Annotated in this window: 16 protein-coding genes, 1 pseudogene and 1 riboswitch; of the genes and pseudogenes, 12 read left to right on the forward strand and 5 right to left on the reverse strand. The window is 70.4% G+C overall.

Annotated features, from left to right (window positions below; genetic code table 11):
• Positions 1-237 precede the first annotated feature (237 nt).
• On the reverse strand, positions 238-1101 hold the full coding sequence (locus tag J2W78_RS20605; RefSeq protein WP_253373460.1) for a class I SAM-dependent methyltransferase: 864 nt from the start codon (positions 1099-1101) through the stop codon (positions 238-240).
• Between the two features lie 143 nt (positions 1102-1244).
• On the opposite strand from J2W78_RS20605, the gene J2W78_RS20610 reads away from it, so the two are divergent.
• From J2W78_RS20610 to J2W78_RS20650, 9 genes and pseudogenes are all read left to right on the forward strand, one after another.
• Positions 1245-2138 carry an NAD(P)/FAD-dependent oxidoreductase gene (locus J2W78_RS20610; RefSeq protein ID WP_253373461.1) on the forward strand — a complete coding sequence of 298 codons (894 nt, stop codon included), beginning with the start codon at positions 1245-1247 and terminating at the stop codon, positions 2136-2138.
• Positions 2139-2422: 284 nt separating this feature from the next.
• Positions 2423-2619, forward strand: a riboswitch (cobalamin riboswitch).
• A 121-nt stretch (positions 2620-2740) separates the two neighbouring features.
• Positions 2741-4720 (forward strand): TonB-dependent receptor plug domain-containing protein, encoded by a 1980-nt coding sequence (locus tag J2W78_RS20615; RefSeq protein ID WP_253373462.1) that lies wholly within the window; start codon positions 2741-2743, stop codon positions 4718-4720.
• Between the two features lie 7 nt (positions 4721-4727).
• Positions 4728-5573, forward strand: coding sequence for an ABC transporter substrate-binding protein (locus J2W78_RS20620; protein WP_253373463.1), 846 nt, complete (start codon positions 4728-4730; stop codon positions 5571-5573).
• Positions 5570-6616, forward strand: a complete 1047-nt coding sequence (locus J2W78_RS20625; RefSeq protein ID WP_253373464.1) for a FecCD family ABC transporter permease — start codon at positions 5570-5572, stop codon at positions 6614-6616. Before J2W78_RS20620 ends, J2W78_RS20625 begins: the two co-directional genes overlap by 4 nt.
• Positions 6613-7428 carry an ABC transporter ATP-binding protein gene (locus J2W78_RS20630; protein WP_253373465.1) on the forward strand — a complete coding sequence of 272 codons (816 nt, stop codon included), beginning with the start codon at positions 6613-6615 and terminating at the stop codon, positions 7426-7428. The genes J2W78_RS20625 and J2W78_RS20630 overlap by 4 nt, the downstream gene beginning before the upstream one ends.
• On the forward strand, positions 7406-8386 hold the full coding sequence (locus J2W78_RS20635) for a DUF6925 family protein (RefSeq protein WP_253373466.1): 981 nt from the start codon (positions 7406-7408) through the stop codon (positions 8384-8386). The genes J2W78_RS20630 and J2W78_RS20635 overlap by 23 nt, the downstream gene beginning before the upstream one ends.
• Positions 8379-8963, forward strand: a complete 585-nt coding sequence (locus tag J2W78_RS20640; protein WP_253373467.1) for an AAA family ATPase — start codon at positions 8379-8381, stop codon at positions 8961-8963. Before J2W78_RS20635 ends, J2W78_RS20640 begins: the two co-directional genes overlap by 8 nt.
• Before the next feature lie 142 nt (positions 8964-9105).
• Positions 9106-9504, forward strand: a pseudogene (locus tag J2W78_RS20645) (hypothetical protein); the annotation flags it as partial.
• Positions 9440-10840, forward strand: a complete 1401-nt coding sequence (locus J2W78_RS20650; protein WP_253373468.1) for a nucleobase:cation symporter-2 family protein — start codon at positions 9440-9442, stop codon at positions 10838-10840. The pseudogene J2W78_RS20645 and the gene J2W78_RS20650, both read left to right, overlap by 65 nt.
• Before the next feature lie 126 nt (positions 10841-10966).
• Here the strand turns inward: J2W78_RS20650 and hpxZ are convergent, their stop codons facing one another.
• The 4 genes from hpxZ to J2W78_RS20670 form a co-directional block, all read right to left on the reverse strand.
• Positions 10967-11374 carry an oxalurate catabolism protein HpxZ gene (gene hpxZ / locus J2W78_RS20655; protein ID WP_253373469.1) on the reverse strand — a complete coding sequence of 136 codons (408 nt, stop codon included), beginning with the start codon at positions 11372-11374 and terminating at the stop codon, positions 10967-10969.
• Positions 11374-12786 carry an AtzE family amidohydrolase gene (locus tag J2W78_RS20660; RefSeq protein ID WP_253373470.1) on the reverse strand — a complete coding sequence of 471 codons (1413 nt, stop codon included), beginning with the start codon at positions 12784-12786 and terminating at the stop codon, positions 11374-11376. The genes hpxZ and J2W78_RS20660 overlap by 1 nt, the downstream gene beginning before the upstream one ends.
• Complete coding sequence (locus tag J2W78_RS20665; protein WP_253373471.1) at positions 12783-12986, reverse strand: DUF4089 domain-containing protein; 204 nt, start codon at positions 12984-12986, stop codon at positions 12783-12785. Before J2W78_RS20665 ends, J2W78_RS20660 begins: the two co-directional genes overlap by 4 nt.
• 93 nt (positions 12987-13079) lie before the next feature.
• Complete coding sequence (locus J2W78_RS20670; protein ID WP_253373472.1) at positions 13080-13760, reverse strand: cysteine hydrolase family protein; 681 nt, start codon at positions 13758-13760, stop codon at positions 13080-13082.
• Between the two features lie 506 nt (positions 13761-14266).
• On the opposite strand from J2W78_RS20670, the gene J2W78_RS20675 reads away from it, so the two are divergent.
• Genes J2W78_RS20675 through J2W78_RS20685 form a run of 3 tightly spaced genes read left to right on the forward strand, consistent with a single transcriptional unit; the run spans position 14267 to position 18254 of the window.
• Positions 14267-15262 carry a hypothetical protein gene (locus tag J2W78_RS20675; RefSeq protein WP_253373473.1) on the forward strand — a complete coding sequence of 332 codons (996 nt, stop codon included), beginning with the start codon at positions 14267-14269 and terminating at the stop codon, positions 15260-15262.
• 23 nt (positions 15263-15285) lie between these two features.
• Positions 15286-16650, forward strand: a complete 1365-nt coding sequence (locus J2W78_RS20680) for an 8-oxoguanine deaminase (RefSeq protein WP_253373474.1) — start codon at positions 15286-15288, stop codon at positions 16648-16650.
• Positions 16650-18254, forward strand: coding sequence for an ABC transporter ATP-binding protein (locus J2W78_RS20685; RefSeq protein ID WP_253373475.1), 1605 nt, complete (start codon positions 16650-16652; stop codon positions 18252-18254). Before J2W78_RS20680 ends, J2W78_RS20685 begins: the two co-directional genes overlap by 1 nt.
• Positions 18255-18266 lie beyond the last annotated feature (12 nt).

The following is an 18266-nucleotide window of genomic DNA, read 5'->3' on the forward strand; positions in this document are numbered from 1 at the left end:
GTGCCACTGAGGCGCTCGGAAACTCCAGATCAAGCCGATTCAGGTGCGGATGAACGTGCGTCTGTACGAGGCGTCCGGCCCGACCACCTCAACGCAGGGGATCGATGCCTGCCGAGGAACGCTGGTCCTGGCGCAGGGCAAGCGCGAACGGGGTGAACGACGGACTGACCGTGCCCACCCCGTTCCCATAGCTGACGCCGAGCCATCGAGAGGGGCGTCTTCCCTGGTGCCCCCCAGTCAGCTTGCCGGATTGCGCGCCGTGACGATCCACGCGGCGGCGTCCATCATCACTGACCGCTCGCTGGCGCGGCCCGCGAAGGCGGCACGAACCGCGGCCAAGGCGCGGGCGCGGATGTCGTCGGGCTGATCAGCGAGTGCGCGTGCCAGCGGGCCGACCTCGAACGTCATCTCCACCGCGTCGTCGATTGCCGCGTCCCGCGTCTCGCCCTCGCCGAACGGGACGGAAGCATCGAAGGGCGCGATATCGATATCGGTGAAGCCGGCCGCCGACAGGATGCGCTCCACCCGCCCGCGGTCGCCGAACGCGAAAGGGCTAGGTGCCTCGGGATCGGGCCGCGCAGTCGGCGGGACGATGTCGTTGATCGCGCTCATCGGGAGGCGCACCCAATCGTTCTCGGCCGCGCCGCGCCAACAGACGAAGGCGACCCGGCCGCCCGGCCGGAGCGCGCGGCGCAGATGCTCGAACGTCCCTATCGGATCGTCGAAGAACATCACCCCGAACCGCGAGAACAGGATGTCGAACGCGCCCTCGGGCAGCGCGACGCTGCCGGCGTCGGCCAGCTGGAACATGGCCGGCATATCCCTTGGCGCGAGGGCGCGAGCTCTGCCGATCAGCGGTTCGGATATGTCCACGCCCAGCACGTGCCCCTTCGCGCCGACACGGGCGGCCAGAGCGAAACTCGATGCGCCAGCGCCGCAGCCGACGTCGAGCACGTGCTCGCCCGCCGCGGGCGCGGCGGCTTCGAGAGCGGCCTTACCGAACGGAGCCAGCATGGCTTCGAGCCGGGCTTGGTAAGCGACCCAGCGCCCCCCGTCCTGACCCTTCCAATCGGCGGCCTGAACGGCATCTCGCTCCGCCATGTCAAACCCTTCTCGAAAAATAAATTGCGTTCAAAATTTATATTCTTATAAAGTCGGCGAACGCAAGCCAAAGGGGAAGGCCGCCGAAGCGGTCGCGCGCCAGACTTGGCCCCCCCGCCATTCGCGACGCGGAGCTCATCACCATGGATGATGTGATCATCATCGGCGGCAGCTTTGCCGGCCTCGCCGGCGCCCTGCAGCTCGGCCGTGCCCGCCGCAAGGTCACCGTTCTCGACACCGGCCTGCCGCGTAACCGCTTCGCTGGCCATTCGCACGGCCTGCTCGGCCACGACCACAAGCCACCATCGGACATCCTGGCCGAGGCGCGCCGGCAGTTGGCGCGCTACCCCACGATCAGGCTGGTCAGCGCGCGGGCCGACAGCGTTTCCGGAGCCATCGACGATTTTTCCGTCCTGACCGGCGATGGCGAAAGCCTCGGGGCGCGCCGCCTGATCCTGAGCTATGGCGTCGCCGATCAAATGCCCGCTGTCCCGGGCTTTGCCGAAGGCTGGGGCAAGTCCATCGTGCCATGCCCCTATTGCGACGGCTTCGAGGTCGCGGGCCGGCACTGGGGCCTTGTCTGGTCCGGGCCCCAGTCGAACAACTTTGCCAAGCTGTATCGCGATTGGACCGACACGTTGACGCTCTTCGCCGACGGTCACGACATCAAGCCCGACATCCGCGCCAGTCTGGCGAGCCGCAACGTACCTGTCGTGGATGGCCGGATCGTCGAGGTCGTGAATCACGGGGGCGATGCTGCCGGCGTCATTGTCGACACCGGCCTCCATGTCCCGGTCGACATCCTGTTCGCGCATCCTCGCAACAAGCCCTCGGCACGCCTGCATGAAACACTGGGCCTCGCCACGGTCGACACGCCCGGCGGCATCGCCCTCAAGGTCGACGAGCGCCGCGAAACCAACGTGCCCGGCATCTACGCCGCCGGTGACCTCGCCACCCCCGGAATGCCCTCAGTCACCCAGGCATCATCGCAAGGTGCGATGGCGGGCATCTTCGCCCAGCAATCGATGGTGGTTTGAGAGCGGCGGTGGATGCCGCTTAAACCCCGCTGCCCACCCGAAGCCTGTTGCCAAACTCCAGGAGTCTCGCACCGCTTCCTGCGACCGGGTGGTGTGCGCCGCCATCCACCGCGGCAGCAGCTTTCGATGCGTGCGGCTACTCTTCTTGTGTAAGCAGACCTTCGTGAGATCGGATGCAGAGGTCCGCCAATGGCGCGAAGCCGTCGTTCAGCGGGTGGATGCTGTTCGGCACGAAGACGGAGGAAGTCCGGGCTTCGATTTCATTGACTCGACGCGCGGCCCTGAAATAACACTCGCTTGACGGTTCCCCTCGGGGATCAAAAGGGAACGCGGTGAGGGCGAAAGCTCAATGCCGCGGCTGCCCCCGCAACTGTAAGCGGCGAGCCTTCCGCCACCATGTCACTGGGCAGCCTCGCCCGGGAAGACGGTGAGAGGGCAGCGACCCGCGAGCCAGGAGACCTGCCGTCAGTCGTGGTCACACGCGAAACGCGTCGGGCGGGGTGTCCTGGCGGGTGTCGAAGCGGCGTGATCCCATCGGGACGCGAGCGCCGAGGCCTCGTTCGCGGTGACGTGCCACTGCCGTTGCCCGAGGCCCTGTCGCCGTGCCCCATCTCTGCCGATCCGCGCTTCGCGGAGCGCTGGCTTTGTCCTGCGCCCTTCCCATCCTCGCCTGCGCTCCCGCCGCGGCCCAGCAAACCGCCGCCCCCTTCGCTGCCGCCCCGGCCGGCGTCGAGACCACCCTCGACGAAATCTCGGTCGCGGCGACCGGCGTGCCGACACCGACCGCCCAGGTGGGATCGAGCGTGACCGTGCTGACCGAGCGGACACTCGAACAGCAGCAGCGCCGCACCGTGCCGGACGCGCTCCAGCAGGTGCCGGGCCTCAACGTCGTTCAGACGGGTGGTCCCGGCGGCCAGACCTCCGTCTTCATCCGAGGCGCCAACTCCAACCACACCAAGGTGCTGATCGATGGCATCGACGCGACCGACCCGTCGAACGGCAACGGGTCGTTCGACTTCGGCCAACTCCTGACGGACGACCTCGCGCGCATCGAGGTGCTGCGCGGCCCCCAGAGCGGCCTCTACGGCTCGGACGCCATCGGCGGCGTGATTTCCTTCACGACCAAGCGCGGCGAGGGGCCGGCGCGGGCGTCGCTGCGCCTGGAGGGCGGCTCGTTCGGGACCTTCAACCAGTCGGGTCGGATCAGCGGTGCCGAGAACGGCTTCGACTACTCGGTCTCGGTCGCCCATTTCCGGGCGGCCGCAACCCCCGTCACGCCGCCCGACCTCGTGCCGTTCGGGCGCCCGATCCATCCGAACTTCTACGACAACGAGACCGTCTCGGCGAAGTTCGGCTACCAGTTCACCGACACGTTCCGCATCAACTCGGTCACGCGCTTCATCAACTCACGGCTGCTGCTGACCGGCGACGACTTCAGCACCTTCCCGGCGGCACCCGCGGCCTTCCGCAGCGAGGCGGCGGTCCAGCAAATCTTCACCCGCAACGAGGCCGAGTGGACGCCGTTCGCCGGCTTCCACAACATCCTCGCCATCAACTACTCGAACCTGTTCAACCGGCAGCAGGGGCCTCTCGATCCGCTGGCGACACCCGACGGGACCACGGGCTTGGGCGAACGGACACGCTTTGAGTATCGCGGCGACTATCTGCTCTCACCCGGCAACATCGTGTTGTTCGGCGCCCAGCGGGACGAGGAGAGCCTGTTCACGACCTCGCCGGGCTCCGTTCCCGACTCCTTGCGGGCGAGGAACGGCAACACCGCGGGTTACGGCGAGGTGCAGCTCACGCCGTTCAACCGCGCCTTCCTCGTCGCCAATCTCCGCCATGACGAGAACGACCAGTTCGGCCCGGCCACCACATTCCGGGTCGCACCGAGTTACATCTTGCCGTTCACGGACACGCGCCTGAAGGGCAGCGTCGGGACGGGCTTCAAGGCGCCGACGCTGAGCCAACTCTACCAGAGCTTCCCGGCGTTCAACTTCTTCGCCAACCCGAACCTCAAGCCCGAGGAGAGCCTCGGCTACGATGCGGGCTTCGAGCAGCCGCTCGGCGACCGGGTTCTGGTCGGAGCCACCTATTACCGCAACGACTTCACCAACCTCATCAACACCAACGCGAGCTTCACCTCGAACGAGAACGTCGGCAAGGCCGTATCCTACGGTGCGGAGGCGTTCGCCTCGGTCCGGTTCACGGAGACGCTGTCGGGCCGCGTCGATTACACCAACACGGTCACCAAGAACGAGATCACCAACCAGGAGCTTCTGCGCCGACCGCGACACAAGGGCAGCGCCACGGCGTTCTGGAACCCTTCGCCGGGCCTGAGCTTCAGCGGCACGGTGATCGTGCTCGGTTCCTTCGTCGACGGCAACCGGGACTTCTCCGTTCCACGCCTGAAGAACCCTGGCTTCACCCTCGTCAACCTCGCGGTCAACTACGATGTCAGCGAGACGGTCAGCGTGTTCGGGCGCATCGATAACCTGTTCGACCGTCGCTACGAGAATCCGACGGGGTTCCTCGGGCCGGGGCTCGCCGTCTACGGCGGCGTGCGCCTGACCAGCTTCTGAGGTGACGATGCCGTCACGAGCCGTGACCTTTCTGTCGGCGGTCCTGGCCGCCGTGCCCGCGGCCCAGGCCGCCGGCATGGCCGAGGCGCCGGTGCGCGTGGTCTCGATGAACCTGTGCGCGGACGAGCTCGTCCTGCGGCTCGCCGACCGCGACCAGGTGCTGGCCGTCACCTATCTCGCCGGCGACCCACGCGGATCGACGGTCTCAGCCGAGGCCGCCGGAGTTCCGGTGACGCGCGGCCTTACCGAGGAGGTTGTCGCGCTCCGGCCAGACCTCGTCATCGCGGGCGCCTTCACGACGCGCGCGACCGTCGGCATGCTCAAGCGCGTCGGCTCGCCCGTGCTCGAACTCGGCGTGCCGACCGACCTCGACGGCGTGCGTTCCCAGATCCGGCAGGTCGCGCGAGCGCTCGGGCACCCCGAGCGGGGGGAGGCCTTGGTCGCAGACCTCGATGCCAGGCTCGCGTCGGTTACCCCATCGACACGGCCGTTGCGGGCCCTCGTCATGCGCCCGAACGCCTTCACGGTCGCGCCCGGCGGCCTTGGCGACGCGCTCATCCGCGCCGCCGGCCTCGTGAACATGGCTGCCGAGATGGGCCGCGACCGGTTCGGGCAGGTGCCGCTCGAAGCCGCCGCGCTCGCGAACGCCGACCTGATCGTGACCGACGAGGGAACGCCGGGCATGCCTTCGCTCGCCGACACGCTTCTGCACCATCCCGTCTTCCGGGCTCTCGCGCGCAGGGGTCGGACCGTCTCCATCCCGAACCGCTTCTGGACCTGTCCGGGCCCTCAGGTCGCCGAGGTCGTGGCGCAGCTGGCGGCCGCCGCGAACGCGCGGGCGCCTCGGCCATGAACGCGCCCGTTCGGACCATCGCCGATCCCGTCTCGCGACGCCCGGACACGCTGCGCGTCCGCGGTGCCGTCGTCGCCGTCCTCGGCGTCGCGATCCTCACCCTGACGCTCGCCTCGGTCGCGATCGGCTATGCACCCTTCGACGTGCCGGCCGCGTTCGCGGACCTCGTTGCCGGTCAGACCACACTGCCCGCGATGGTGCTGTGGGAATTGCGTGTCCCGCGAGCGCTTCTCGGTGGCCTCGTCGGGTTCAGCCTCGGCCTGACCGGCGCGGCGATGCAGGGCTACCTGCGCAACCCGCTGGCCGACCCCGGCATCCTCGGGATCTCCTCGGCTGCCGCCTTGGGGGCCGTGCTGGTCTTCTACAGCGGGCTTGCCGCCTCGCTGAGCCTGGCCCTGCCGCTCGGCGGCATTGCCGGCGCGGCAGTGGCGGCGCTGCTCCTCAACGTGCTCGCCGCCCGCGGCAGTTCCACGCTCGGGCTGATCCTGGCCGGCGTCGGCTTGTCGAGCCTGGCAGGCGCCCTGACCGCGCTGGCGCTCAACCTGTCGCCGAACCCCTACGCGGCCCTGGAGATCGTGTTCTGGCTGATGGGCTCGCTTGCCGACCGCAGCCTCGACCACGTCCTCCTCTGCCTGCCGCTGATGGTGGTGGGCTGGGGCCTGATGCTCTCGACCGGTTCCGCACTCGACGCTCTCACGCTCGGGGAGGACACCGCGGCGAGCCTCGGGATCGGCCTCGTCTCAGTCCGCCTGCGCCTCGTCACCGGCGCGGCGCTCGCCGTCGGCAGCGGGGTGGCGGTCTCCGGCGCCATCGGCTTCGTCGGCCTCGTCGTGCCGCACCTGATGCGTCCGCTCGTCGGGGCCCGGCCCGGCGCCAACCTGTTGCCGAGCGGCCTCGCCGGCGCTGTCCTCGTGCTCGCCGCCGACATCGGCGTGCGCCTGCTCGCCACCCGGCCCGAGCTGAAGCTCGGCGTGGTGACCGCGCTCGTCGGGGCGCCATTCCTGATCGTCCTTCTGCTGCGCAACCGCGGGAGGCCGGCATGAGCCTCGGTCTCCACGACGTCCGGGTCACGCTGGATGGCCGGACGATCCTGTCGGACATCGACCTTGTGCTGGAGCGCGGCCGCTTCGTCGGGCTGGTCGGGCCGAACGGCGCCGGCAAGACCACGCTCCTGCGCGTCCTGGCGGCGCTGGTCGCGCCGGCCCGAGGCCGCGTCATCCTCGAAGGCCGAGCGCTGTCCAGCCTGAACCGCGACGAACGGGCCCGCCGCGTCGCCGCCCTGTTCCAGGGTGCCGGCATCGGCTGGCCGATGCGCGTGCGCGAGATCGTGGCGCTCGGCCGCCTGCCGCACCGCCGTGCCTTCGCGGGGTTCTCGGACGCCGACGCGGTCGCCGTTGCGCGGGCGATGGAGCGTACCGACATCGGGCACCTCGCCGACCGGACCGAGCCGACCCTGTCGTCGGGCGAGCGCATGCGCGCGCTGCTCGCCCGGGCGCTCGCGGTCGAGGCCGATTGGTTGCTGGCCGACGAACCGGTCACGGCCCTCGACCCCGCCCACCAGCTCGACGCCATGGCCCTGCTGCGCGCTGCGTCGCGCGACGGCGTCGGGGTCGTCGCCGTCTTACACGACCTCGCCCTCGCGGCCCGGTTCTGCGACCGGATCGTCGTGCTGTCCGGCGGCCGGCTGGTCGCGGACGGGCGGCCGGAGGAGGCGTTGACCGATTCCTTGCTTGCCCGCGTGTTCGGCGTCACGGCGGAGCGGGGCGAGGCCGCGGACGGAACCCGATACATCCTGCCCTGGGCGCGTTCCGGGGCGACGAAGGAGAAGAGCGATGGCGCCATCATCCCAGGCTGATGCGGTCACGGACCTGCTGCGTGAAGCCTTGGCGGCCCCCGGCACCGCCTGGAGCCTCGGCAGCTTCGGCGCCATCGCCGAGTTCATGCGCGATCCGGACGAGGCGGTCTCGGCCCTGCCGGACGACCGTCTCGGCATGGCGACCGAACGCGGCGCCATCGCCTTGAGCGCCTGTCCCGACCTGCGCCCCGTCGCCTACGAGACCTCGGTCGCGTCCGGCTGGAACCACGCCGTCGCTCTATGTCTGCCGGAGGCGACCTGCGCCATGACCCGGCGCGGCGTGGTGACGGAGCTCGGTCCCGACCGGGAGGCCGCCCGCGAAACGGACCGGAATGCCATCCTGTTCGACCTGGGCCTGGATTTGCTCGCGGTCGACGCCTGCGTGCGCACGAGCGACCCGGAGGCCATCTCCTGCCTTCGGTCGGGGGCCGGGCGGCCCCTGTTCGATCCCGCCAACCCCATCGGTCGGCATCTCGTCGCCATGAGTCCGCATCGCGTTTTCCTCGCGCGGCTCGGGCGCATCGAGGTCTACGCCCCGATCCCGGGACCTGGCGGCACGAGCCCGGAGGGTCCGCACACCCACGTCCTGCCCAAGCTCCTGCGCAGCGGGCGCACGCATGCGGCGACGACGCCGATCCCGGCGGGCTGGGTGCCCTGCGCTGCCCTCCACCCAGCCCACCCCTACAAGGACATGATGGGCCAGCGGATCGCCTTCGACGCCAGCCGGCATGCGGACTTCCAGGAGTTGCTCGACCGCTGGGGCGATCCGGACCTGCTCGCGGTCAAGCGTGGCGGGGAGCATCATCCGGACAGCCAAGTGTCGAGCCGTCACGCCCAAGCGGCCCGTCGCGTGGCCGAGATCCAGGCCCGCTTCCTCCGCGGCGAGGTCATCGAGGCCGATCCCGAGGCCGATGAGGACGAGGCCGATGAGGACGAGGCCGCCGCCGACCATGCCTGACCCTGGCCGTCAGCGGGTGGTCGGACTGATCGGCTGTCCCGGAGCGGGCAAGACGACCTACGCGCGTCGGTTCGACCCGCTGGATGGCTGGGTGCACCTGACGCTGGACGACCTTCGGCAGGCGCTCTGGCCACCGGACCGACAGGTCTACTGGGCGGTGCGCGGCGGCGGCCGGGACCGGCAGGCCCAGCGGCTCCTCCATGCGGTGAAGGTCGCCGCTCTCGACACCGCCCTCGCTCAGGGCTTCAGCGTGGTGATGGCGGACACCCACCTGACCCGCTCCGTGTTCGAGGACGAGCTTGATGTCGTCGAACGACACGGCCTTGCCGTCGAGTGGAAGGTGTTCGACGTGCCCTGGGAGGTGCTTCTCGCTCGGAACGCGGCGCGCGGCGCTGTCGACCCGTCGCACCTGCAGCCCGAGGCCGTGCTGCGGTTCGCCTACGACGCCTTCAACGCGCCTGATGCGTGGTGGCGGACTCTTCCCCCTGCCCAGGTCGAGTACATCGAGCTTTCACTGGCGGAAGCCGAAGCCCGGCACGGTCTGGCACCTGGGACCCGGACGTCTCCCGCGAGCTGACCGGCTGCGTTCCCTTGCTTTCACCTTTGGAACCGGTTTCCACTTCGCCGGAATGCGCTCTAGCCACTCCGTCGAGGACGCGGCCCGGCACTTGGCCGTCGAGGCGTCGGCTGGAGCACCCCTTCCTTCCTGACGAAACAGACTGAAGGTGGCACGGCGCATCAATGGTCGCGGCGTGATCGAGGCGCTGGCTGACGCGATGTGCCTGGGCGGCATCCCCGAGCACATCCGCTGCGACGATGATCCTGAGACGATCGCGAAGGCGCTGCGCAAGTCGGCCGCTCAGACTCGGCCGCAGATCCACGACACCGCGCCGGGCTTGCCGCGGGAGAGCGGGTCTTGCGAGAGCTTCAACCTCGCACGGCACGACGAGTGTCTACGAAAGGAGGTCTTCCGCCCGTCGAAGGAGGCACCGGCCGTGATCGCTTTTGGCATGACACCTGCAGGCGTGACCGGATATTCGGAGCCGGTCTCCCATGGTGTCAATGGCGTCTTCCCCGCCGGCTTCCGCGGCCGGGACCGAGCATCGCGTGCCCCTTGAGCCCGAGGAACGGGTTCCCCGCGCGGCCCTCGGTCTGCTCGGTTTGCAGCATGTGCTCGTGATGTATGCGGGCGCCGTGGCGATCCCGCTCATCATCGGCCGCGCGCTCAAGCTGCCGCCCGAGCAGGTGGCCATGCTGGTCAGCGCCGACCTGTTCGCCTGCGGGATCGTTACGCTGATCCAGAGCTGGGGCCTGCCCGGCATCGGCATCCGCATGCCGGTGATGATGGGCGTGACGTTCGCGGCCGTCGGCCCGATGCTCTCCATGGGGGCGAATCCGGCGATCGGCCTCACCGGCATCTACGGCGCCGTCATCGCCTCCGGCCTGTTCGGCCTCGTCGTCGCCCCGCTGATCGGGCGTCTCCTGCCGCTGTTCCCGCCGGTCGTGACCGGCACCATCATCCTCGTCATCGGCATCTCGCTGATGCGGGTCGGGGTGAACTGGGCCGCCGGCGGCGTCGGCAACCCGAATTACGGCGCCCCCGTCTATCTCGGCATCGCCGCCTTCGTGCTCTGCGCGATCCTCGCCATCACCCGCTACGCCACGGGTTTCGTCGCCTCGGCCTCGGTGCTGATCGGGATTGCGCTCGGCATGGTCCTGGCCGGTTTTGCCGGTCTGGTGGAACTCGACCGCGTCGCCGCGGCACCCTGGTTCGACCTCGTGCGCCCCTTCGCCTTCGGCTGGCCGAGCTTCGACCCGGTCTCGATCGTCACCCTGTGCCTCGTGATGATCGTCGTGATGATCGAATCGACCGGCATGTTCCTGGCGCTGTCGCAGATCACCGCCGATCCGGTCGATGAGCGGCGGCTGACGCGAGGCCTGCGCGCGGACGGGCTCGGCACCGTCATCGGCGGCATCTTCAACACATTTCCCTACACCTCGTTCTCGCAGAACATCGGGCTCGTCGGCGTCACCGGCGTCCGCTCGCGCTGGGTGACGGTGGCCGCAGGCTTCATCATGCTCGGCCTCGGTCTGGTGCCGAAGCTCGCGGCTCTGGTCGAGGCCGTGCCGCAATGCGTTCTCGGCGGGGCCGGCCTCGTGATGTTCGGCATGGTCGGCGCGACCGGCACGCGCATCCTCGGCGGCGTCGATTTCGCGCGCAACCGCAACAATCTGTTCGTCGTCGCGGTCTCGGTCGGTTTCGGCCTGATCCCGCTCGTCGCGCCGAACTTTTTCAAGCAGATGCCGCATGCGCTGCATCCGCTGCTGGAATCAGGCATCCTGCTCGCCGCGATCGCGGCGGTGGGGCTGAACCTGTTCTTCAACGGATTCGGCGACAAGGCGGCATCCCGTGAGGCGGCGATCCGTCAGGCCGAGGTCGCGCAGGCCCACTGACGTCACCGCGGGCCGGCGGCGAGCCGTCAGACCCCTGACCGCCGCGCGGGGGCCGAGCCGCCTGTCGCCGGCATGGATCGGAGGGCCTGAAACGGCCGCCCGGCCTGCACCGCGCGCGGTGACGCGTCAGGCGCCGCTCGCGCCCTCACCGGGAGCGTCGTCGATGACGCTGACATGGGCCGCCACCACTTTCCAACCGTCGGGAAAGCGCAGCCAGGTCTGGCTCTGGCGTCCGACTCGGCCGGGGGCGCCCTCGCGCCGGAACAGCGTCATCGCCACGGCGCAGTCGCGGCCGAAGGTGGTGATAACGGTGCCCGAGAGGTCGCGGGCGAGGCCCTGCGCGGGCCGCACCCGGCGGAAGGCGCGGATCGCGTCCATGCCGTAGAGGTTCTCCGCCGCACCGTAGCGGATCGTGCGGGGATCGTCGTGGAACAGGCGTTCGAGCGTCGCGACGTCGTTGTTGACGAGCGCCGCCTCGTAGGTCGCGAAGACCTGCTCGACCTCGGCCTTCACCGCGGGATCGTCGATGAACATCACGTGTCCTTCAAGGTCGCGACCGGCGCCCGGACCGCGCCCTCGCGTTCGAGGTGATGCGCCACCCGCAGGCAGAGCGCCTCGTTCCAGGGCGCGGCGATGACCTGCACGCCGAGCGGCAGGCCGCCGTCGAGCCAGACCGGCACCGCGGCCACGGGCAGGCCGATGAAGGAGATCGGCTGCGTGAACACGCCGATATTGGGCCGCACCGGCAACGCGACGCCGTCCAGCACAAAGGTCGTCTGGCCGGAGCGCGGCGCCCGGACCGGCGTGCTCGGCGCGAGGATCACGTCGACCCCGCGGAAGAGTTCCAGCACGGCGTCGCGATACCAGCGGCGGAAAATCTGCGCCCGTTCCACGAAGGGGGCGGGCAGCATCGCCCCGGCGATGAGCCGGTCGCGCACCGCCGGATCGAAGTCGCCGGCGCGGGCACGCAGCCGGTCGAGATGCAGCGCGGCGCCCTCGGCCGCGGTGATGAGGTACGCCGCCGCCCGCGCCCGGGCCGCCTCCGGGATCGTGACGCTGCGGGTCACGCCCAGGGCACGGGCGACATGCGCGACGGCGGCGAAGGCCTCCGGGTCGCCCCCTTGCGCGAAGTAGTCGCCGGCCACCGCGATGCGCAGATCCGCGACGCCCCGGTCGAGGTCCGGAACCGCGGGTTCGACCGGGCGAGGCGCCACGGCGGGGTCCTCGGGATCGGGCCCCTGCATGGCGTCGTAGGCCAGGGCGAGATCGTGGCTCGAGCGTGCCATCGGGCCGAGATGGTCGAGGCTGCCGACGAAGGGGAAGCTCCCGGCCCGGCTCAACCGGCCATAGGTGGGCTTGAGCCCGAAGCAGCCGCAGAAGGCGGCGGGCACGCGGATCGAGCCGTTGGTGTCCGAAGCCAACGCGACCGGCACCAGCCCCGCCGTCACCGCCGCACCCGACCCGCCGGACGAGCCGCCGGACATGTGGTCGAGGGCGTGCGGGTTGCGGGTGTTGCCGTCGTGAATGTTCTCTCCGGTGAAATCGTAGGCGTACTCACCCATGCCGAGGGTCCCGACCAGGACGGCGCCCGCCGCCTCCAGCCGCCGGACCAGGGCGGCGTCGCGGGTGGCCGGCGCCCGCTCGCGGTTGATCCGCGAGCCCGCCCGCGTCGGAAGCCCGGCGACGTCGAACAGGTTCTTGACCGCGAACGGCACTCCGGCGAGGGGGCCGAGAGCGTCCCCGCGGGCCCGCGCGGCGTCGAGGTCCGTGGCGCGGGCGATGGCGCGGGCGGCCAGGCGGTCGGTGAAGCTGTTCACCGCCGGATCGATGCGGGCGATGCGGTCGAACGCGGCGGCGACCACGTCGCGGGCGCCCACCCTCCCCGTCGAAACGGCCCCGGCGATGTCGGAGGCCGAGGCGAGGCTCCAATCCGTCGTCGCGCTCACGCCGTGTAGACCGGGGCCGCCTCGGCGGTGTCGGGCAGCGGGAACCCGCCGACGAGGGCTGCCGCCGCGTGGAGCACCCGAAGGTTGGCGACGATCGCCCCGGTCCAGGCCGGATCGAGGGCGAGGCCCAGCAGGGCGGCCGCCGCCGCGGCATAGGCGTCGAGATCGGGCATCGGCGTGGGCGCAGCGTGATCGGTCATCGGTTCCCCCCTGAGGATCGGGCGCTTGGCAGCCGCTGCAATGGCCGCGCCACGGCCGGCCCGCCCGCGGCCGTTCCGCCCTTCAGGCGCGCCTCACGCCCGACCGAGGGCAGCGATCACCGCGGCGGAGTGCGAGACCCAGCCGAAGATGCCGCCCTGGGCCTTGATCATGGCAAGGCCCGCCTCGTGGAAGGCCGGGATGTACGAGCCGCAGGCATCGCCGACGACGACGCAGCGATAGCCGCGGTCGTTGGCCTCGCGCACGGTGGTGTGAACGCAGACCTCCGTCGTCACACCGCAGACGATCAGGGTCTCGATGGCGCGCGCCTCCAGCAGGGCCGCGAGGCCGGTCGCGTAGAAGGCGCCCTTGCCCGGCTTGTCGATCACCGGCTCGCCGTGGAGGGGGGCGAGTTCGGGAACGATGTCGTGGCCGGGCTCGCCACGGATCAGGATGCGGCCCATGGGGCCCGGCTCGCCGATGCGCGCCGTCGGCGCGCCGCGCTCCAGCTTGGCCGGCGGGGCGTCCGAGAGATCGGGTGCGTGTCCCTCGCGGGTGTGGACGACGAGGAGGCCGGCCGCACGCGCGGCGGCCAGCAGGGCGCGGGCGGCCGGCACCGCGGCGGCGAGGAGCGAGACGTCGTTGCCCAGGCTCTCGCCGAAGCCGCCGGGTTCGAGGAAGTCGCGCTGCATGTCGATGACGACGAGGGCCGTCCGGGCCGGATCGAACGGCAGGGGCGCAGGCTCGGCGTCGAGAAGGGGCTGCGGGGCGGGCATGGGCTACCTCGAAGCGATCGCACGGGGCCGGAGCCCGGAGAGCGTCCGGGCCGCCGCGATGATGGCGGCCGGCTTCCGAAAAATCGTGCCCGATCATCGTCTTCGATGCACGAAGTGTCGTCAGGCTGGCGCCGGCCTGGGCATCCGGCGGTGGCACGCAGCCGGCGTCGGTCGCGCGGCGCGAGCCGCTAGGCCCGCAAACTTCTCCCGCACCGGGTTCTTGCCGGCATCATGTCCATTCCGTGCGCAGGATGACCGGGCGGCAAGCCGACGGGATACGGTTTCCACTCCTCACCTCGGAGCGACGAAGGCGCGCCCTCCCACGTCTGCCGATCTCAAAAGGAGCCTTGCTCCCGCCATACACGGGCGATCCGGCCGGCGGCCGCGCGAAAGTGTTGCGTATTTGTGACTTATGCCGCCGCGCAGGCACCCGGAGGACGCAGTCTGTTGAGCGTTGGCACCCCCGTTGCTGCCGTCCGACCAACGGAAGGACGAGGAGAACAAGAATGTCGGTTCGGGGGTTCGCGGCCGTTGCGCTGTCGCTCTTCACGGTCGGTACGGCGGTCGCGGCGGATCTCGGGGAGAAGCGGGCCCCCGAGGCGGTGGCCGCGAAGGAAGTGCCGTTCTTCCTCTTCGCGGACACGCAGGTCAGTTACCGCTGGCAATTCCCGACCGTCACGCCCGGCATCCAGATCCAGCGCCCCGACGGCAGTTTCCGCTCGCGCGAGGCGCCCAAGCACATCCTCAACATCTCGCACGCCGATGCCTGGGCCTACGGCACGAACTTCTTCTCCCTCGACATCCTCAAGTCCGGGTCGCAGTTCCCCGCCGGCACGACCAACACCCCCGGTGGCGTTCCGACCTTCGCCGATTACGGCAACACCGAAGCCTACGGCCTCTACCGCGGCACGCTCAGCCTGAACGCCCTGACCGGCACCAAGGCCTTCGCCTTCCCAGGCATCGTCAAGGAAGTCTCGCTCTCCTTCGGCTTCGACGCCAATTCGCAGAACGACGCCTTCGGCTCGAAGAAGCGCGACGTCGTCGGCGGCCTGAACTTCGCCTTCGACGTGCCGGCCGGCTTCCTGAACCTGTCGGTCCACGCCTACAAGGAATGGAACCGCAACGGCTTCAACACCCAGCCCGACCGCGACCAGAGCTTCAACACGGTCCCCGAATTCGAGATCGTCTATAACCTGCCGCTGACCTTCACCGGCCTGCCGCTGACGCTGGCCGGATTCAACAACATCGTCCTGCCCAAGGGCCGCGGAATCAGCAACAACCCCGCCGCCTTCGCCTTCAACCCGCCGCGCGGGCTGGAATTCCTGTCGCGCACCAACCTCGTGCTCGATCTCGGCAAGCTCGTTTACGATCAGCCCAACAAGGTCGATGTCTTCATCGGCTTCCAGTACTGGCTGAACAAGTTCGGCAACCAGGAGACGGCGACCTTCAAGGGCACCGAGGAGAAGAGCTTCCTCGCCGGCGTCGCCTTCCACATCTTCTGATCTCCGACAGGAAGCGAAGCCGGATGATGGAATCGAGCCCTCGCCCCCGCCGTCTCTGGCTGCGCGATCCGCTGGCGATCCTCGCAACAGGGGCCGGCGGCGGGCTCGTGGTGGAGGGCACCCGCATCGCCGAAGTCGTGGCCGCGGGCGCCCGGCCCGCGAGCCCGGTCGACGAGATCGTCGATGCCTCGCGCCACGTCGTCATCCCCGGCCTCGTCAACACGCACCACCACTTCTTCCAGACGCTGACACGCGCCCATCCGGTCGCGATCAACAAGCCGCTCTTCCCCTGGCTCAAGGCGCTCTCGACGGTCTGGCCGAGGCTGACCCCGGACGCCTTCCGGCTGGCGACGCGGCTCGCTTACACGGAACTGCTGCTCTCGGGCTGCACCACGGCGGGCGACCATCACTACTTGTTCCCGAAGGGCTTGGAGAGCGCCGTCGACATCCAAGTCGAGGAGGCGCGCTCCCTCGGCATCCGCGCCTTCGTCACCCGCGGCTCGATGAGCCTGTCGGAGAAGGACGGCGGCCTGCCGCCCGAGTCGCTGGTGCAGGACGACGACACGATCCTGGCCGACAGCGAGCGGGTGCTGCGCCTGTTCCACGATCCCGCGCCCGGCGCGATGGTGCAGATCGGGCTCGCGCCGTGCTCGCCGTTCAACGTCACCAAGCGCCTGATGCGCGAGAGCGCGGCGCTCGCCGAGCGCCACGATTGCCGCCTGCACACCCATCTCGGCGAGACGCTCGACGAGAACGCCTTCTGCCTGGAGGCCTTCGGACAGCGCCCGGTGGACTATCTCGAAGAGGTCGGCTGGATGACCTCGCGGGCCTGGCTCGCCCACGGAATCCATTTCAACGACGACGAGGTGAGGCGCCTCGGCGCGGCCGGCGTCGGCGTGTGCCACTGCCCGACCTCGAACATGGTGCTGGCCTCGGGCCAGTGCCGGACCTGCGAGCTGGAGGCGGCGGGCTCGCCCGTGGGCCTCGGCGTCGACGGCTCGGCCTCCAACGACAATTCCAACCTGATCGAGGGCGTGCGCCACGCCCTGATGATGAATAGGCTCACCTACGGCGCGGAGGCCGTGACCCATCTCGACGCCCTGCGCTGGGCAACGGAAGGCTCCGCCGCCTGCCTCGGGCGCGACGACATCGGCCGGATCGAGCCGGGCCGGGAGGCGGATCTGGCGCTGTTCACCCTCGACGAACTGCGCTTCTCCGGCGCCCACGACCCGCTCGCGGCGCTGGTCCTTTGCGGCGCCCACCGGGCCGACCGGGTCATGGTCGCGGGCGCATGGCGGGTGATCGACGGGCAGCCGCTCGGCCTCGAGACCAGGCGCCTGCGCGAGGAACATTCGCGGCTGGCCCGCAGCCTGTTCGGGACGGCGTGATGGCTACCGCATCCGCTGCGCCGGGTCCGCGGGGAGGCCCAACCCCGCTCTTCGGGGCCTACGGCATCGTCAAGCGCTTCGGCGCCTTCACCGCCAATGACGGCATCGATCTGGAGATTCGCGCCGGCGAAATCCACGCCCTGCTCGGCGAGAACGGCGCCGGCAAATCGACCCTGATGAAGATCCTTTACGGCCTCCTGGAGCCGAGCGAGGGCGTCGTCACGCATCAGGGCGACATCGTGCGGCTGGCGAACCCCGAGGCCGCGCGGGCGCTCGGCATCGGCATGGTGTTCCAGCACTTCTCGCTGTGCGAGAACCTGACGGTCGCCGAGAACATCGCCCTCGTCATGCCCGCCGGGCTGACGGGCCGGGCGCTGGCGGAGCGGATCGCCCGGCTCGGGGCGGATTACGGCCTGCATCTCGATCCCGCGCGGCCGGTCTGGTCGCTCTCGGCGGGCGAGCGCCAGCGCATCGAGATCGTGCGCTGCCTGCTCCAGAACCCGAAGCTCGTGATCCTCGACGAGCCGACCTCGGTGCTGACACCGGGCGAGGCGGAGGTGCTGTTCTCGGTGCTGGAACGCCTGCGCGACGAGGGTCGCGCCCTGCTCTACATCTCCCACCGGCTCGACGAGGTGCGCCGCCTCTGCACCCGGGCCACGATCCTGCGGGGTGGCCGGGTCGTCGGCACCTGCAATCCGCAGGCGGAGACCGCCCGCTCGCTTGCCGCGATGATGGTCGGCGCGGGGGTGAGCGAGGTGCGGCCGAAGGCGGCCCGCGCGGGCCGCCCCGAGCGCCTGGTGCTGGAGCGCCTGTCACTGCCCGCGCCCGGCCTGCACGGGACGCCGCTGCGGGACATCGCGCTCCGCGTCGCGGGCGGCGAGATCCTCGGCATCGCCGGGATCGCCGGCAACGGGCAGGCGGAGCTGTTCGACGCCCTGTCCGGCGAGAGCCGGGCCCCGGCGGCCGGGGCCGTGCGCCTCGACGGCCGGGCGGCGGGTCATCTCGGCATCAATGCCCGGCGCCGGCTCGGGGCCGCCTTCGTGCCCGAGGAGCGCAACGGCCACGCCGCCGTCCCGTCGATGACACTGTCGGAGAACGCGCTGCTCTCCCGCCACGCCACGGCGTCGCTCACTTGGCTGGGCCTGCTGCGACTCGTCGCGGCGCGGGCGCTCGCCCGGCGGGTGATCGACGCCTTCGACGTCCGCGGGGCCGGACCGGACCCGGCGGCCGGCACGCTCTCGGGCGGCAACCTGCAGAAATTCGTGGTCGGGCGCGAGATCCTGGCCGAGCCGGGCATCCTCGTCATCAACCAGCCGACCTGGGGCGTCGATGCCGCCGCCGCCGCCCATATCCGGCAGGCCGTGCTCGATCTCGCCGGCCGAGGGTGCGCGGTGATCGTGATCAGCCAGGATCTCGACGAGTTGTTCGAGATCGCCGATTCCATCGCCGTGCTGCATGCCGGCGCGCTCTCGCGGCCCGTCCCGGCCGCTGCGACCAGCCGCGCGGCCCTGGGGCTGCTGATGGGCGGGGCCGGCGAGCCGGAGCCGCAGACCGGCGAGCCTCCGGCGGTGCCCGCGGCCCGAGCCGTCGCGCCCGTGTCCTGAACCCACCCTGAT

The sequence above is a fragment of the Methylorubrum extorquens genome (assembly GCF_024169925.1).
Taxonomy (GTDB): domain Bacteria; phylum Pseudomonadota; class Alphaproteobacteria; order Rhizobiales; family Beijerinckiaceae; genus Methylobacterium; species Methylobacterium extorquens_A.

Bases quoted from the DNA above. Each gene is read 5' to 3' on its own strand.
- J2W78_RS20605 (WP_253373460.1), bottom strand. From the start codon at position 1,101: ATGGCGGAGCGAGATGCCGTTCAGGCCGCCGATTGGAAGGGTCAGGAC.
- J2W78_RS20610 (WP_253373461.1), top strand. From the start codon at position 1,245: ATGGATGATGTGATCATCATCGGCGGCAGCTTTGCCGGCCTCGCCGGC.
- J2W78_RS20620 (WP_253373463.1), top strand. From the start codon at position 4,728: ATGCCGTCACGAGCCGTGACCTTTCTGTCGGCGGTCCTGGCCGCCGTG.
- J2W78_RS20625 (WP_253373464.1), top strand. From the start codon at position 5,570: ATGAACGCGCCCGTTCGGACCATCGCCGATCCCGTCTCGCGACGCCCG.
- J2W78_RS20630 (WP_253373465.1), top strand. From the start codon at position 6,613: ATGAGCCTCGGTCTCCACGACGTCCGGGTCACGCTGGATGGCCGGACG.
- J2W78_RS20635 (WP_253373466.1), top strand. From the start codon at position 7,406: ATGGCGCCATCATCCCAGGCTGATGCGGTCACGGACCTGCTGCGTGAA.
- J2W78_RS20640 (WP_253373467.1), top strand. From the start codon at position 8,379: ATGCCTGACCCTGGCCGTCAGCGGGTGGTCGGACTGATCGGCTGTCCC.
- J2W78_RS20650 (WP_253373468.1), top strand. From the start codon at position 9,440: ATGGTGTCAATGGCGTCTTCCCCGCCGGCTTCCGCGGCCGGGACCGAG.
- hpxZ (WP_253373469.1), bottom strand. From the start codon at position 11,374: ATGTTCATCGACGATCCCGCGGTGAAGGCCGAGGTCGAGCAGGTCTTC.
- J2W78_RS20665 (WP_253373471.1), bottom strand. From the start codon at position 12,986: ATGACCGATCACGCTGCGCCCACGCCGATGCCCGATCTCGACGCCTAT.
- J2W78_RS20670 (WP_253373472.1), bottom strand. From the start codon at position 13,760: ATGCCCGCCCCGCAGCCCCTTCTCGACGCCGAGCCTGCGCCCCTGCCG.
- J2W78_RS20675 (WP_253373473.1), top strand. From the start codon at position 14,267: ATGTCGGTTCGGGGGTTCGCGGCCGTTGCGCTGTCGCTCTTCACGGTC.
- J2W78_RS20680 (WP_253373474.1), top strand. From the start codon at position 15,286: ATGATGGAATCGAGCCCTCGCCCCCGCCGTCTCTGGCTGCGCGATCCG.
- J2W78_RS20685 (WP_253373475.1), top strand. From the start codon at position 16,650: ATGGCTACCGCATCCGCTGCGCCGGGTCCGCGGGGAGGCCCAACCCCG.